The sequence below is a fragment of the Proteus penneri genome (genome assembly GCF_022369495.1).
In the GTDB taxonomy this organism is placed as follows: Bacteria; Pseudomonadota; Gammaproteobacteria; order Enterobacterales; family Enterobacteriaceae; genus Proteus; species Proteus penneri.
In genome coordinates this window covers 1,102,204-1,116,687 of the sequence record NZ_CP059690.1, presented here as the reverse complement: position 1 = coordinate 1,116,687, position 14,484 = coordinate 1,102,204, and the positions used below count along the sequence as shown (strand labels likewise).

14 protein-coding genes are annotated in these 14,484 nt (G+C 38.0%); 8 read left to right on the top strand and 6 right to left on the bottom strand.

The window, feature by feature from the left end:
- Positions 1-53: 53 nt before the first annotated feature.
- Positions 54-1,307 (bottom strand): NADP-dependent isocitrate dehydrogenase, encoded by a 1,254-nt coding sequence (gene icd / locus H1225_RS04975; RefSeq protein ID WP_006537208.1) that lies wholly within the window; start codon positions 1,305-1,307, stop codon positions 54-56.
- Between the two features lie 138 nt (positions 1,308-1,445).
- Here icd and rluE point away from each other — a divergent pair, with 138 nt between their 5' ends.
- From rluE to H1225_RS04935, 8 genes are all read left to right on the top strand, one after another.
- A complete protein-coding gene (gene rluE, locus H1225_RS04970; protein WP_006537209.1) occupies positions 1,446-2,075 on the top strand; it encodes a 23S rRNA pseudouridine(2457) synthase RluE in 630 nt (209 codons plus the stop codon).
- On the top strand, positions 2,068-2,517 hold the full coding sequence (locus tag H1225_RS04965; protein WP_006537210.1) for an NUDIX hydrolase: 450 nt from the start codon (positions 2,068-2,070) through the stop codon (positions 2,515-2,517). Before rluE ends, H1225_RS04965 begins: the two co-directional genes overlap by 8 nt.
- Before the next feature lie 109 nt (positions 2,518-2,626).
- On the top strand, positions 2,627-3,730 hold the full coding sequence (gene mnmA, locus H1225_RS04960; RefSeq protein ID WP_109847697.1) for a tRNA 2-thiouridine(34) synthase MnmA: 1,104 nt from the start codon (positions 2,627-2,629) through the stop codon (positions 3,728-3,730).
- Between the two features lie 2 nt (positions 3,731-3,732).
- A complete protein-coding gene (gene hflD, locus H1225_RS04955) occupies positions 3,733-4,362 on the top strand; it encodes a high frequency lysogenization protein HflD (protein ID WP_072062697.1) in 630 nt (209 codons plus the stop codon).
- A gap of 32 nt (positions 4,363-4,394) precedes the next feature.
- A complete protein-coding gene (gene purB / locus H1225_RS04950; protein ID WP_109847698.1) occupies positions 4,395-5,765 on the top strand; it encodes an adenylosuccinate lyase in 1,371 nt (456 codons plus the stop codon).
- Between the two features lie 213 nt (positions 5,766-5,978).
- Positions 5,979-6,653, top strand: coding sequence for a two-component system response regulator PhoP (phoP, locus tag H1225_RS04945; protein ID WP_006537215.1), 675 nt, complete (start codon positions 5,979-5,981; stop codon positions 6,651-6,653).
- A 1-nt stretch (position 6,654) separates the two neighbouring features.
- Positions 6,655-8,115 (top strand): two-component system sensor histidine kinase PhoQ, encoded by a 1,461-nt coding sequence (gene phoQ, locus H1225_RS04940; protein ID WP_006537216.1) that lies wholly within the window; start codon positions 6,655-6,657, stop codon positions 8,113-8,115.
- A 166-nt stretch (positions 8,116-8,281) separates the two neighbouring features.
- On the top strand, positions 8,282-9,403 hold the full coding sequence (locus H1225_RS04935) for a ribosomal protein uL16 3-hydroxylase (RefSeq protein ID WP_006537217.1): 1,122 nt from the start codon (positions 8,282-8,284) through the stop codon (positions 9,401-9,403).
- A 97-nt stretch (positions 9,404-9,500) separates the two neighbouring features.
- Here H1225_RS04935 and H1225_RS04930 read toward each other — a convergent pair whose 3' ends face one another.
- The 5 genes from H1225_RS04930 to lolD all read right to left on the bottom strand — a co-directional run bounded on the left by H1225_RS04930 (position 9,501) and on the right by lolD (position 14,465).
- Positions 9,501-9,779, bottom strand: a complete 279-nt coding sequence (locus tag H1225_RS04930; protein ID WP_109400926.1) for a hypothetical protein — start codon at positions 9,777-9,779, stop codon at positions 9,501-9,503.
- 485 nt (positions 9,780-10,264) lie between these two features.
- Positions 10,265-11,509, bottom strand: coding sequence for a peptidase T (gene pepT / locus H1225_RS04925; RefSeq protein ID WP_072062702.1), 1,245 nt, complete (start codon positions 11,507-11,509; stop codon positions 10,265-10,267).
- A gap of 52 nt (positions 11,510-11,561) precedes the next feature.
- Positions 11,562-12,419, bottom strand: a complete 858-nt coding sequence (gene cobB, locus H1225_RS04920) for a Sir2 family NAD+-dependent deacetylase (protein WP_239739528.1) — start codon at positions 12,417-12,419, stop codon at positions 11,562-11,564.
- Between the two features lie 88 nt (positions 12,420-12,507).
- Positions 12,508-13,755 (bottom strand): lipoprotein-releasing ABC transporter permease subunit LolE, encoded by a 1,248-nt coding sequence (lolE, locus tag H1225_RS04915; RefSeq protein ID WP_072062704.1) that lies wholly within the window; start codon positions 13,753-13,755, stop codon positions 12,508-12,510.
- On the bottom strand, positions 13,755-14,465 hold the full coding sequence (lolD, locus tag H1225_RS04910; RefSeq protein WP_202608118.1) for a lipoprotein-releasing ABC transporter ATP-binding protein LolD: 711 nt from the start codon (positions 14,463-14,465) through the stop codon (positions 13,755-13,757). Before lolD ends, lolE begins: the two co-directional genes overlap by 1 nt.
- Positions 14,466-14,484 lie beyond the last annotated feature (19 nt).

The following is a 14,484-nucleotide window of genomic DNA, read 5'->3' as shown; positions in this document are numbered from 1 at the left end:
AAAAAATAAACGGGAACTAATAAGCTCCCGTTAACTATTTATCAAATCAACAATTACATATGTTTGATAATCGCGTCACCAAACTCGCTACATTTCAGCAGTTTAGCGCCTTCTAACTGACGTTCGAAATCATAAGTTACGGTCTTAGCGGCAATTGCGCCTTCCATACCTTTAATGATTAAGTCAGCAGCTTCTGTCCAACCCATGTGGCGTAGCATCATCTCTGCGGAAAGAATAATAGAACCAGGGTTAACTTTATCTTGGCCTGCATATTTTGGTGCAGTACCGTGTGTTGCTTCAAATAAAGCACACTCATCACCAATATTTGCGCCAGGTGCGATACCAATACCACCTACTTGAGCCGCTAATGCATCAGAAATATAGTCACCATTTAGATTCATACATGCGATAACATCGTACTCTGCTGGACGTAACAGAATCTGTTGCAAGAATGCGTCAGCGATGACGTCTTTAACAATGATCTCTTTACCTGATTTTGGATTTTTGATTTTAACCCAAGGACCACCATCTAATAATTCACCACCAAACTCTTCGCGAGCTAATTCATAACCCCAGTCTTTAAAGGCACCTTCGGTAAATTTCATAATATTACCTTTATGTACCAATGTAACTGAATCACGGTCGTTATCGATAGCGTATTCAATTGCCGCACGAACTAAGCGCTTAGTTCCTTCTTCTGAACAAGGTTTGATGCCAATACCGCAATCTTGTGGGAAGCGGATTTTGGTAACACCCATTTCATTTTGCAGGAATTTAATGACTTTATCGGCTTCTGCTGAGCCCGCTTTCCATTCAATACCTGCATAGATATCTTCTGAATTTTCACGGAAGATAACCATATCAGTTAGTTCAGGTTGTTTAACTGGGCTTGGTGTGCCTTTGTAGTAACGTACTGGACGTAGGCAAATATAGAGGTCAAGTTGTTGGCGTAGTGCAACGTTTAATGAACGGATACCACCGCCAACTGGGGTAGTAAGAGGTCCTTTGATAGAAACACGATATTCACGGATAAGATCTAATGTTTCTTCTGGTAACCAAACATCTTTGCCATATACCTGCGTTGATTTCTCACCAGTATAGACTTCCATCCACTCAATTTTACGTTCTTTGCCGTAAGCTTTCTCAACTGCAGCATCAACAACTTTTAACATTGCTGGCGTAACATCGATACCGATACCGTCCCCTTCGATATAAGGGATAACCGGATTATTTGGAACAACAAGCTTACCTTTAGCATCTAGTGTAATTTTAGCGCCATTAGCCGGAACAACTACTTTGCTTTCCATTTACCTCTCCTTTCATGTAAGCGCACGCTTTGTTAATTTTTTGTAAGAGACCTGTCAATACTACTTGATTATTCAGCTAACGCCAATCGCTTCTCTTTTAAGGTATAATCAATCTCCCATTTTTTACAAAAATTAACTATGGCAAATCAACTTAAAAATAGCGCTAAACCGAGAAAACACCACACTTCATTAGCACAAAGAAAACCAGTGCGCCCAAGAGGTGAGCGTAAAGTCGTTATCTTCAACAAGCCCTTCGATGTTCTTGTACAATTTACAGACGAGAATGGCAGAAAAACACTAAAAGATTTTATTCCTATTCGTGATATTTATGCAGCAGGACGTTTAGATAGAGACAGTGAAGGACTTTTAGTCTTAACAAATGATGGGAAGCTACAAGCAAAATTAACACAACCGAGTAAAAACACAGGAAAAATCTACTATGCTCAAGTAGAGGGTGTTCCTTGTACAGCCGCATTACAACAATTTCGAGATGGATTAGCGCTTAAAGATGGCAAAACATTGCCAGCACAAGTCGAAATAGTTGAGCAACCCGAATGGTTATGGGAGAGAAACCCGCCGATTAGAGAACGCCAAACTATCCCGACCACTTGGTTAAGAATCACCTTATTTGAAGGCAAAAACCGTCAAGTGAGACGAATGACGGCTCATATTGGTTATCCTACATTGCGTTTGATCCGCTTTAGTATGGGAAATATTACATTGGATAATTTATTACCCGGTGAATGGAAGGAGATTAATTTTGTTTAAACCTCATGTGACTGTCGCGTGTATCGTTCATGCGCAAAATAAGTTTCTCGTTGTTGAAGAAACTGTCAATGGAAAAGCAACGTGGAATCAACCTGCAGGGCACCTTGAAGCCAATGAAACTCTTATTCAGGCTGTTCAACGTGAATTATGGGAAGAAACGGGCTTAACACTTCCCGTTCAACATTTTCTTAAGTTACATCAATGGATTGCCCCAGATAAAACGCCTTTTCTACGTTTTCTTTTTCTTATTGAAGCACAAGAACAATTTAAAACTCAGCCCCAAGATAGTGATATTGATTGTTGTCACTGGGTTAGCGCTGATGAAATTATTCATAGCCAGCAATTGCGCTCACCGTTGGTAAGAGAAAGCCTATTATGTTATCAACAAGGTGAACGCTACCCTCTTTCTATTTTAACTAGCTTTGGTGCGCCCTTTAACTAAATGGTAGAGAATAGAAAAACAAAGCATCAAAAACAGAGCAACACTTGATGCACCTGTGTCAGTGATATGGTAAAGTATGGCGCTTATTTTTCCGCAGTGAGATCCAGTCATGTCAGATAACAGCCAAAAAAAAGTCATCGTAGGAATGTCCGGTGGCGTAGATTCATCCGTCTCAGCCTATCTTCTTAAGGAACAGGGATATCAGGTCGTTGGTCTGTTTATGAAGAACTGGGAAGAAGACGACGATACAGAATATTGCTCAGCTTCAACGGATCTTGCCGATGCGCAAGCCGTGTGCGATAAACTTGGCATTGAGCTTTATACTATCAATTTTGCCGCTGAATATTGGGATAATGTTTTTGAACATTTTTTATCTGAATATAAAGCAGGCCGCACCCCAAACCCCGATATTCTGTGCAATAAAGAAATAAAATTTAAAGCATTTTTAGAATATGCGGCAGAAGACTTAGGTGCTGATTACATCGCAACAGGTCACTATGTTCGCCGTCGTGATATCAATGGCAAAAGCCAATTACTTCGTGGCGTCGATAATAACAAAGACCAGAGCTATTTCTTATACACGTTAAGTCACGAGCAAATCGCACAAAGCCTTTTCCCTGTTGGTGAAATGGAAAAGCCTGAAGTTAGAAAAATCGCTGAAAAACTTGATTTAGCAACAGCAAAGAAAAAAGACTCAACAGGTATTTGTTTTATTGGTGAGCGTAAATTTACCGATTTCTTATCACGTTACCTCCCTGCTAAACCTGGCCCTATCATCACAGTTGATGGTGAAACTATTGGTGAACACCAAGGATTGATGTATCACACATTAGGTCAACGTAAAGGTTTAGGTATCGGTGGAACAAAAGACGGTGGAGACTCCCCTTGGTATGTCGTTGATAAAGATGTTGAAAACAACATTCTTATTGTGGCACAAGGTCATGAACATCCAAGATTAATGTCTGTCGGCTTAATTGCTCAACAATTGCATTGGGTATCGAGAGAGCCAATTACTGAAGCTTTCCGCTGTACTGTTAAAACACGATACCGCCAACCTGATATTGCGTGTACAGTAACGCCATTAAGTGAAGATAAAATTGAAGTCCGCTTTGATTATCCTGTTGCTGCTGTAACGCCAGGACAATCAGCCGTCTTTTATCAAGACGAAGTCTGTTTAGGTGGCGGTATCATTGAAACCCGTATTCAGGAGTAGACGTGGCTAAAGATTTTCGTGATATTACACTTGCATTGGCAGGCATCTGCCAAGCAAGTCGTCTTGTTCAGCAAATTGCTTACCAAGGTAGTGCGAACGAGAATGATGTTGAAGTGATGGTTAACAGTATTTTTAATCTCAATCCAACCTCAACACTTGATGTTTATGGCAATCAAATCAGTCATTTAAAATTAGGCTTTCAAACACTGAAAGCTATTCATCAGGCGGTAAGAAGAGAAAAATTAACGCTTGAATTGATGACTTACCAACAGGGCTTAATCAATCTAGAACGTCTTATCAATAGAAATGATGATTACAGTTCTCGTTTATCGCAAAAAATTTCTCAATTAGATCGCCAAAAAAGTTACTTTGAACCCATGTCTGAAGGTGTATTTAATGCACTTGCCGGCGTTTATGTTGATGCCGTTAGCCCTGTTGGCCCACGCATTCAGGTTCATGGCGCAATTGATCTGTTAAAGAACCCTATTATTCAAGCTAAAGTTAGAGCGTTGTTATTAACTGGCATTCGTAGTGCTGTGCTCTGGCGTCAAGTAGGTGGCCGTCGTTTTGATTTTTTACTGCATCAAAAGACTATCCTGCGACAAGCTGATGATTTTCTCGCTCAATGTTAATACTTTAAAATTCAACCTGGGAGTTGCCAACAATGGAATTATCTTCGCTGACAGCGATTTCACCGATTGACGGTCGTTACGGTAGTAAAACCTCGTCGTTACGTTCTATTTTTAGTGAATTCGGTCTTCTGAAATTCCGTGTACAGGTAGAAGTTCGCTGGCTACAAAAGCTGGCATCTTGCGCCGACATTAAAGAAGTTCCCGCCTTTGAAAAAAACGCAAACGATTACCTTGATGCAATTGTTGCTAACTTCAATGAAGAAGATGCAGCTCGCATTAAAACGATCGAACGCACCACTAATCATGATGTAAAAGCCGTAGAATATTTCTTAAAAGAAAAAGTGGCGAACATCCCTGCTTTACATCAGGTTTCTGAATTTATTCACTTTGCTTGTACTTCTGAAGATATTAATAACCTGTCTCATGCCATTATGCTGGAAACGGCACGCCAAGAGATCTTATTACCTGCATGGCGTGAACTTATTGATACCATTAGCAAAATGGCTCAAGAATACCGTGATTTACCATTACTTTCTCGCACTCATGGTCAACCTGCGACACCCTCTACAATTGGCAAAGAGTTTGCTAACGTTGCTTACCGCATGGAGCGCCAATATCGCCAACTTACACAAGTTGAGATCTTAGGTAAAATCAATGGTGCAGTAGGTAACTACAATGCTCACTTAGCTGCATACCCTGATGTAAACTGGCATCAATTTAGTGAAGAATTTGTCACTTCACTTGGTATTACATGGAACCCATACACAACTCAAATTGAACCACATGATTATATTGCGGAGCTTTTTGATTGTATTAGTCGCTTCAATACTATCTTGATTGATTTCGACCGTGATATTTGGGGTTACATTGCACTGAACCACTTTAAACAAAAAACCATTGCAGGTGAAATTGGTTCATCCACCATGCCTCATAAAGTAAACCCAATTGATTTTGAAAACTCTGAAGGAAACTTAGGGTTAGCAAATGCAGTAATGGGACATCTTGCTAGCAAATTACCTGTTTCTCGCTGGCAACGTGATTTAACTGATTCAACTGTACTGCGTAATTTAGGTGTGGGTATGGGTTATGCATTAATTGCTTACCAATCAACCATGAAAGGTCTTAATAAACTTGAAGTGAATGAAAACCACCTTCGTAAAGAATTAGACTGCAATTGGGAAGTATTAGCCGAGCCAATTCAAACTGTAATGCGTCGTTATGGCATTGAAAAACCTTACGAAAAATTAAAAGAGCTTACTCGTGGTAAACGCATCACAGAACAAGACATGGTCGTTTTCATCGATGGTTTAGAATTACCAGAAAATGAAAAAACACGTTTAAAAGCAATGAAACCTGAAAGTTATATTGGTTTTGCAACTCAACTCGTTGATAAATTAAACTAATTTACCTCTCTAAAAAGGCAGATAATTTCTGCCTTTTTTTATAGCCAAAACACAAAGAAAACTATCTATAACTTAAACACTTTGCTAGATACAGTGTTTTTTAAGCGATAGATTGTCTATGATGAGCCCATATTTTTATCTGATAGATTAACTATCATTCATATATTTATTTTATGACAGTAAATTTTTGCTGATTGTACTCAAGGTGGAATAATGCGGATCTTAATTATTGAAGATAATATCTTACTTCGCCATCACTTATCTGTGCAATTTCGTGATGCTGGCCATCAGGTTGATGCAGCTGAAGATGCCAAAGAAGCAGATAGTTTTATTGCAGAAGGTACACCTGATGTAGCTATTGTGGACTTAGGATTACCAGATGAAGATGGCATTAGCCTTATTCGTAGATGGCGAGAAAATAATATTACTCTACCAATAATGGTCTTAACAGCACGAGAAAGTTGGCAAGAAAAAGTGTCAGCGTTAAATGCAGGCGCTGATGACTATGTGACAAAGCCCTTTCATTTTGAGGAAATTATTGCACGTATTCAGGCATTAATGCGAAGAAACATGGGAATTGCATCACAAACCCTCGCTATCGAACCTTTTGAATTGGATTTGTCACGTAAAGAGTTCATGATTTCGGGTGAACAAATTAAGTTAACTGCATTTGAATATACAATTTTAGAAACTTTGATGCGCAATCAAAACAAAGTTGTTAGCAAAGATGCATTAATGCGCCAGTTGTATCCAGATGCTGAATTAAAAGAAAGTCATACTATTGATGTACTAATGGGGCGATTACGTAAAAAAATCTTAGAAAAATATCCTGATGATGTTGTCGTGACAGTACGTGGACAAGGCTACCGTTTTGATATGAAACCTTAATATGCAAAAAAAACAGCGCTCCCCACTCTCATTACGAACTCGTTTTTTACTTGCAACTAGTGCCATAATTTTAGCTCTTGTGCTTTCTTATGGATTAGTTGCCATTGTCGGTTCGATTGTCAGTGTGGATAAAACCACTTTTATGCTAATGCGTAGTCAAAGCAATCTTTACTACAGCTTAGCGCAGTGGGATAAGGGCAAGCTGAATATTGAGTTTCCTACAAGCCTTAATAATAACACCTCTTTGGTGATCATTTTTGATGATAAAGGCAGTGTATTATGGACAACTCCCGATTTACCTAAAGCCATTCCAGATAGCATTAAGCATAAATGGCGCCATGAAGAAGGGTTATTTGAAATTTCGGTTGATGTCAAAACAACGCGTTTAATGCTACAACAGTTACCTCAATACCGTGTTTATCTCAAGCGACTCGAAGAATATTCAAGTAACGAATTTTTAACTCACTCAGTGGTAATTAATCATTATCCTGCGGCTGATAATATGCCTTATATGGCGATTGCAGTTATCGATCCTATTCCTCAGCGAATGCAAAAAGTCAGTCAGGTTTGGGACTGGTTCTTATATATCATTCTCGCTAATTTGTTCTTAGTTGTGCCTTTAATTTGGTTAGCTGCACACTGGAGTTTACGGCCTATAAAACAAGTGATAGAACAAATCAGTGCATTAGAAAAAGGGACACGCAATGATTTGGATGAAAACCCACCAACCGAGTTAAAAGGCTTAGTCCGAAACTTAAATGTATTATTGCGTAATGAACGAAACCGTTATAGTAAATATCGCACAAGCTTATCAGATCTGACTCATAGCTTAAAAACGCCACTTGCCGTATTACAATCAACATTACGCTCTTTACGATCAGGTAAGCAAATGACGATAGAGCAAGCTGAACCTATCATGCTCGATCAGATAGAACGAATTTCACAACAAGTCGGTTATTATCTGCATCGAGCATCTATTCATGGTGATCACGATATTACCACACGAAAACTCCATTCACTGTCAGGGTTATTAGATAATCTTTGTAGTGCATTAAGTAAAGTTTATCAGTCAAAAGGCGTTGATTTAACACTCAATATTTCACCTGAAATCATGTGGTTAGGTGAGAAAAATGATTTTATGGAAGTGATGGGCAATATCCTGGATAACGCTTGTAAATACTGCTTAGAATTTGTTGAAATCAATGTTAGCAATAATGAAAGTAGTGTCATTATTATTATTGATGATGACGGGCCAGGCGTCAGCCCGGAAAAAAGAGAAGCTATTTTCCAGCGAGGAACAAGAGCAGACACGCTTCGTCCAGGGCAAGGTTTAGGATTATCTATTGCAGTAGATATTATTGAACAATACAGTGGTGAAATTACTATTACCGATAGTCCTTTAGGTGGTGCTCGTATTACCGTAATCTTTGCTGAGCAGCAACTTACGGCTGAGCGTGAATAATCATTGTTGATTAAGGTACTTTTAAATTACCGTTAAATCTACGACGTTATGTATGATATCTGTTCACTTATTATCGTGTTACTCACATTGCTCAAAGGAATGTTTAGCAGGAAGTTAGAATTCATTATACTATGGCTCTAGGCTTCCCGAACTCAGGATATACACAATGGACTATAAACTTAATTTAGATTGGCAATCATTCCTCGAAAGCCATTGGCAAAAACGCCCTTTATTAATTAAAAACGGCTTCTCTCGTTTTGTTGATCCTTTATCTCCTGATGAACTTGCTGGTCTTGCAATGGAAGATGAAGTAGATAGCCGTCTTGTTAGTTGTCAAGACGGACAGTGGGGAGTCAAACACGGGCCTTTTGAGCACTTTGAAGGACTTGGTGATAAAGATTGGTCTTTACTTGTACAAGCCGTCGATCACTGGCATTTTCCTAGTGCGGCATTAATGAAACCATTTCGTGTGTTACCCGATTGGCGCATTGATGATTTAATGATCTCTTATTCTGTTCCTGGGGGTGGTGTTGGCCCACATCTTGATCAATATGATGTCTTTATCATTCAGGGACAAGGCCGTCGCCGTTGGCGGGTGGGTGAAAAATTCCCAATGAAACAACATTGCCCTCACCCGGATCTACTTCAAGTAGATCCTTTTGAAGCAATTATTGATGAAGAATTAGAGCCGGGAGATATTCTTTATATCCCACCTGGATTCCCGCATGAAGGCTATGCGATTGAAGAGTCACTAAACTACTCTGTTGGTTTCAGATCGCCTAATGCTCGTGAACTTTTCAGTGGGTTCGCTGACTATGTATTAGCAAATGATTTAGGTAGCTATCGTTATAGCGATCCTGATCTAACACAGCGTGAAAACCCAGCATTAGTGCAACACCAAGAGTTAAATAAACTTCATGCCATGATGGAGGATTTACTTGCTCAACCAGAAGTATTCCGGCATTGGTTTGGTGAATTTATTTCTCAATCTCGTCATGAGCTTGATCTCGCGGTTCCAGAACCTTTATATGAAAATGCGGAAATTCATGATCTGCTGCAACAAGGCGAGCAACTTCATCGTTTAAATGGTCTTCGTGCACTACGTGTTGGCGATAATTGTTTCGTAAATGGTGAATTGATGGATACTGATCATATAGAAGCTGTGGATGCGCTTTGCCAATATGATTATATTGATAAACAACACTTAGGTGATGCGTTAGCTGATCCGAAATTTGTGCGTTTATTAACACACTTAGTTAACCAAGGTTATTGGTATTTTGAAGATTAATTATCACTAATTTTCAACTATAAGTTATAAAGCCCTGTCATATTATTGCAGGGCTTTTTATCATTAGCTATTTAATAAATATATTATATTTAAAAATCTAACGAATTAAATAATTTATTGATTCTTTTAAAAGTACTCTCGTATTATGAAAGAAAAAAGGAATAACAACAAAAAAAGTACTTTGTAAGAAAAAAAGCAATAATGTATGTTTGCTATTTGTTGCATACAGAGAAAAGGAGATAAAATAAGTTATCAAAAAATAGCTTAAAATAATAAAAAATGATTGCTGCTCAGATTTTTTAATTATTTTCTCTTTATGAAAGCTTAGTTGCTCTTCTATTACAGGTTTTAATGATCTTCCTGTCATATTTTCCATTCAATATCCTTATATTGCATTCAGTTTTCTGTAATTATAAGATAAATTTATTGAACCCAATTTAGCAAAGAGTGATGACTATTGTGCCTATATTAAAAGTTTAATAGTAAATAATATGTAAGCCCATTATTATAAAATTATTCTATTTTTAATTAAGTAAACATCCCTATTAATACCCTATCAATACCTTGCTGTTTCTCCTATTTTACCTAGGAGAAAATTAGATTTTACTTCTTTTTTCAACAATAAAATCGTCTATAAAAAATTTATTGTGTTAATCATTACTTTTATTTTACCAACTATAATATTTGCAGAAATAATAAAATAGCAAATATGAAAACTCCACCAGCACAAACGGATATCAGTTTATGTTAAATAAAGCAAGAAAAAGTGAAATCATTAATTACTTAGTAGAATTAAACTGGTTAAAAAAATAATAGCCGAAATATCGGCTATTATTTTTATTTTCAAGGTTCAATTAGTGATTAGCTAATCACGTTAGCTTTCTCTCTTTCAGCCGTAATTTCAGCGATACGCATAATTACACTCACCGCCGCTTCCATACCTTCTAAAGAGATAAATTCGTGCTTACCATGGAAATTATAACCACCAGTAAAAATATTAGGGCAAGGTAATCCACGATAAGAAAGCTGAGCACCATCTGTACCACCACGAATAGGCTTGATATTAGGCTCAATATCACAATCAATCATTGCTTGTTTTGCTATTTCAATAATGTGCGGGAATTGAACAACTTTATCATGCATATTGTAATAACTATCATCAATAGTCAGTTCAATATAACAATCTGGATGTAAGCCTTTACCTACTTTTTCTGCAATCGCAATCATATTCTGTTTGCGTTTTTCAAATAAGTTACGATTAAAATCACGGATAATATAATGCATTTCCGCCCTTTCTACCGTGCCTTTAATACTTTGCAGATGGTAGAAACCTTCATAACCATCGGTATTTTCTGGTGTTTCTTCAATAGGTAACTCTTGATGAATGCGCGTTGCTAATCCTAATGCGTTTACCATCACCCCTTTTGCACTACCAGGGTGAACATTGTTACCAACAATTTTGATATTCACTGATGCTGCGTTGAAGTTTTCATATTCCAATTCACCAACACCACCGCCATCAACGGTATAAGCCCAACTTGCACCGAATGCATTTAAATCGACATAATGCGCACCACGACCAATTTCTTCGTCAGGTGTGAACGCAATACGAATATCACCATGAGGTCGATTGGTTTCTTTTAAACGTACCATGGCGGTAATAATTTCAGCAATGCCTGCTTTATCATCAGCACCTAATAAGGTTTTACCGTCTGTGGTAATTAATGTTTTACCAATCATGGAGTGTAAGATTGGAAACATAACCGGTGATAACACTTCATCACCAATACCCAATGCAATATCACCGCCACGATAATCTTCAAGCACTTGTGGTTTGACATGCTTACCAGAAAAATCCGGCGCTGTGTCAAGATGCGAAATAAAACCAATCACAGGCACTGGCCAAGAGACATTGGATGGTAAACTTGCCATCACACATCCCTTGTCACTGAGCGTTACATCGGAAAAACCCAGTTTTTTTAATTCGTGAGTCAATGCCTTGGCAAGTTTTAATTGTCCATCACTGCTTGGTGACATTTTTGAAGATGGTTTTGATTGTGTATCAAAATTAATATATTCAAAAAAACGTTCTAATAATTTATCCATTTTGCCCCCTAAGATCTCTCTAAGAACAATAATAGGGAACTCTATAAAATAATTATTGCGTCAAATCAGCTTTAGGATCATTAATTAATTCAAACAATTTATGAACATATTCATCAACTATCTGACTTGCTTGACCATAATGTTTCTCTTCAAACTGGCTTTCAACCAAACTGGGTTCAAGATTTAACTCAACGGTATGAGCACCTGTTAATCGAGCTTCATGGACAAAACCCGCAGCAGGGTAGACATTTCCAGATGTACCGATAGAGATAAAAATATCAGCCTCAGCCAAGGCGCGATAAATCTCTTCCATACCAATGGGCATTTCACCAAACCAGACAATATGTGGTCGTAGTGGCGATGGGAATTGGCAACAATGACAGCGATCGGTTGTTTCTAAGTCCCCTTTCCATTCAAAAACTTGGCGAGATTGTGGGCAACGTACTTTTAGTAATTCACCATGCATATGCAAAATATGTTTACTACCTGCTTTTTCATGTAAATTATCAATATTTTGTGTTACAAGAAGGAAGTTATCTTTACCTAAGCGTTGCTCAAGTTTTGCTAATGCATAATGCGCTTCATTCGGTTGAATTGTAGGTTGTTGCAATTGACGACGGCGTTCATTATAAAACTGCTGAACCAATTGTGGGTTGCGTTGATAACCTTCAGGTGTAGCAACATCTTCAACACGATGTTCTTCCCACAATCCATCTTCTGATCGGAATGTTTTAATTCCTGATTCAGCCGAAATGCCAGCCCCTGTTAATACGACAACTTTGGGTAAATTCATTTCATGTTCCGTTTTATGGGTTAGATGAAAATAACGACAACGTGAATGTTGTCTGCGTAAACTTTTGATCTTACGAAACTTCCTAAGCCGACGATGACGAAGTTTAAGTTTCATCATGACAATCCTTGGTTTTCAAATTTAAATAGCGCGTTTCTTATCTTTACTAGTTTAAGCGTTTTTTCTTCTTTGTCTGTCAATAATAACCTTATTGTCCACTTAAAATTCTAGCAGGATCTAGTTTAGTCGCTCGACGTGCAGGATACCAACTTGCAACTAGGCTTAAAATTACAGTGGTAATAAATACAGAGAAAACGTCAATTAAATGAACTTCTGAAGGTAAAAAATCGACGAAATAAACATCACCAGACAACACACTATGTCCCGTTAATGATTCAATAACAGACACTAATGGTGTTAAATTATAAGCAATCAATACACCCAATATCACACCAGCAACACAGCCAATCATGCCTGATAATAAGCCGTACCATAAAAAGATATTACGAATATGACTATCTCGTGCGCCTAATGTTCGTAAGATAGCAATATCACTACTTTTATCTCTTACTGCCATAATCAGCGTTGAGACAATATTAAAGCATGCGACACCAATCACTAGGATCATTGATAAATACATAATGCTACGGATCATTTGAATATCACTATACATATAGCCATAATCACTTATCCAACTTTTGGCATAAACATATTCTTTGCTGTTTAAACCGGCATTATGAATAATTTCATTCGCGAAAAAAGGATCTACCGTTTTCACTTCAATCCCAGTTATTCCTTGTCCATAATCCATATATTGTTGAGCATCGGCTAAAGGAATTAACGCTAATTGATGATCAAGCATACCACTAAGTTTAAAAATACCACTTACTTGTAAGCGAATACGCTTAGGCTGTAAAAGCTTAGTTGGATCATCATTATTAGGAATTAATACAGTGAGCCAATCACCTTGTTTAATTTTCAATGCGTCTGCAACACCTTGCCCAATAATAATTTGTTGCTTACCCGCCCGAAAATCTTGCCATGCATTATTTTGTACATAGCGAGGTAATAAGCTGATATCACTCTGTTTTTCAGGTGATACGCCCATAACTTGCACTGCTTTTAGTTCAGTTCCTTTCTCTAACAATCCTGTTAATAAGATATATGGTGCAGCAGCGACAACACCTTGGGTATTTTCAATACGAGGTAATGCTGATTGCCATTGTACAAATGGCTGTTCTACTGAATAAATTTGTCCGTGAGGCACCACTGATAAAATGCGATTTTTTAATTCACGTTCAAACCCATTCATGGCACTTAGACCAATAATCAAGACAGCAACACCAAGCATAATGCCCAGTGTTGAAATAACTGAAATTAAAGAAACCATTCCCGCACGTTTTCGCCCTCTTGAAAAACGTAAAGCGGTCACTAATGCAAGTGGCAATTGTGCCATTATTTCACTCCTGAAATTGCGTTTTGTGACTGTAGTTGACCATCTTTCATTTCAAGTTGGCGCTGAAAACGAGCAGCCAATGACAAATCATGCGTCACCACTAGAAAAGCAGTTTGTTTTTCTTTGTTTAACTTAATCAACAATTCGAAAATCCCTTCAGCATTTTTCTGATCAAGATTACCTGTTGGCTCATCAGCAAGGACTAATGAAGGATCGTTCACTAATGCTCTCGCAATCGCAACACGTTGTCTCTCACCACCAGAAAGCTCTGAAGGACGATGATGAGCGCGATCTTTTAACCCCACCGCTTCAAGTAAAGACATCGCTTTTTCTTTCGCCTTTACAACACTAGCCCCACCAATCATCAGCGGCATAGCCACATTTTCAAGTGCTGTAAAATCAGGTAATAGATGGTGAAATTGATAGATAAATCCCAATTGGCTATTACGTAAATCAGCCTTTTCAGACGAAGATAACTTATTAAGTGATTGCCCTTTAAAAAAGACTTCGCCTGATGTTGGAGAATCCAATCCCCCCAGTAAATGTAATAAAGTACTTTTTCCTGAGCCGGAACTGCCTACTATGGCAAGAAAATCCCCCTTATCCATTTTAAAAGAGACGGATTTCAGCACTTGAGTAGAAATCGAACCATCTTGGTATTGTTTACATAGGGCGTGGCAATCCAATAAACCCTCTTTGTTAATTTGCATTTGTTTTTCTGATGCCATT

Excerpts from the sequence above, each read along its gene's own strand:
- icd (WP_006537208.1), bottom strand. The coding sequence starts at position 1,307 with ATGGAAAGCAAAGTAGTTGTTCCGGCTAATGGCGCTAAAATTACACTA.
- rluE (WP_006537209.1), top strand. The coding sequence starts at position 1,446 with ATGGCAAATCAACTTAAAAATAGCGCTAAACCGAGAAAACACCACACT.
- mnmA (WP_109847697.1), top strand. The coding sequence starts at position 2,627 with ATGTCAGATAACAGCCAAAAAAAAGTCATCGTAGGAATGTCCGGTGGC.
- purB (WP_109847698.1), top strand. The coding sequence starts at position 4,395 with ATGGAATTATCTTCGCTGACAGCGATTTCACCGATTGACGGTCGTTAC.
- phoP (WP_006537215.1), top strand. The coding sequence starts at position 5,979 with ATGCGGATCTTAATTATTGAAGATAATATCTTACTTCGCCATCACTTA.
- phoQ (WP_006537216.1), top strand. The coding sequence starts at position 6,655 with ATGCAAAAAAAACAGCGCTCCCCACTCTCATTACGAACTCGTTTTTTA.
- H1225_RS04935 (WP_006537217.1), top strand. The coding sequence starts at position 8,282 with ATGGACTATAAACTTAATTTAGATTGGCAATCATTCCTCGAAAGCCAT.
- H1225_RS04930 (WP_109400926.1), bottom strand. The coding sequence starts at position 9,779 with ATGGAAAATATGACAGGAAGATCATTAAAACCTGTAATAGAAGAGCAA.
- pepT (WP_072062702.1), bottom strand. The coding sequence starts at position 11,509 with ATGGATAAATTATTAGAACGTTTTTTTGAATATATTAATTTTGATACA.
- cobB (WP_239739528.1), bottom strand. The coding sequence starts at position 12,419 with ATGATGAAACTTAAACTTCGTCATCGTCGGCTTAGGAAGTTTCGTAAG.
- lolE (WP_072062704.1), bottom strand. The coding sequence starts at position 13,755 with ATGGCACAATTGCCACTTGCATTAGTGACCGCTTTACGTTTTTCAAGA.
- lolD (WP_202608118.1), bottom strand. The coding sequence starts at position 14,465 with ATGCAAATTAACAAAGAGGGTTTATTGGATTGCCACGCCCTATGTAAA.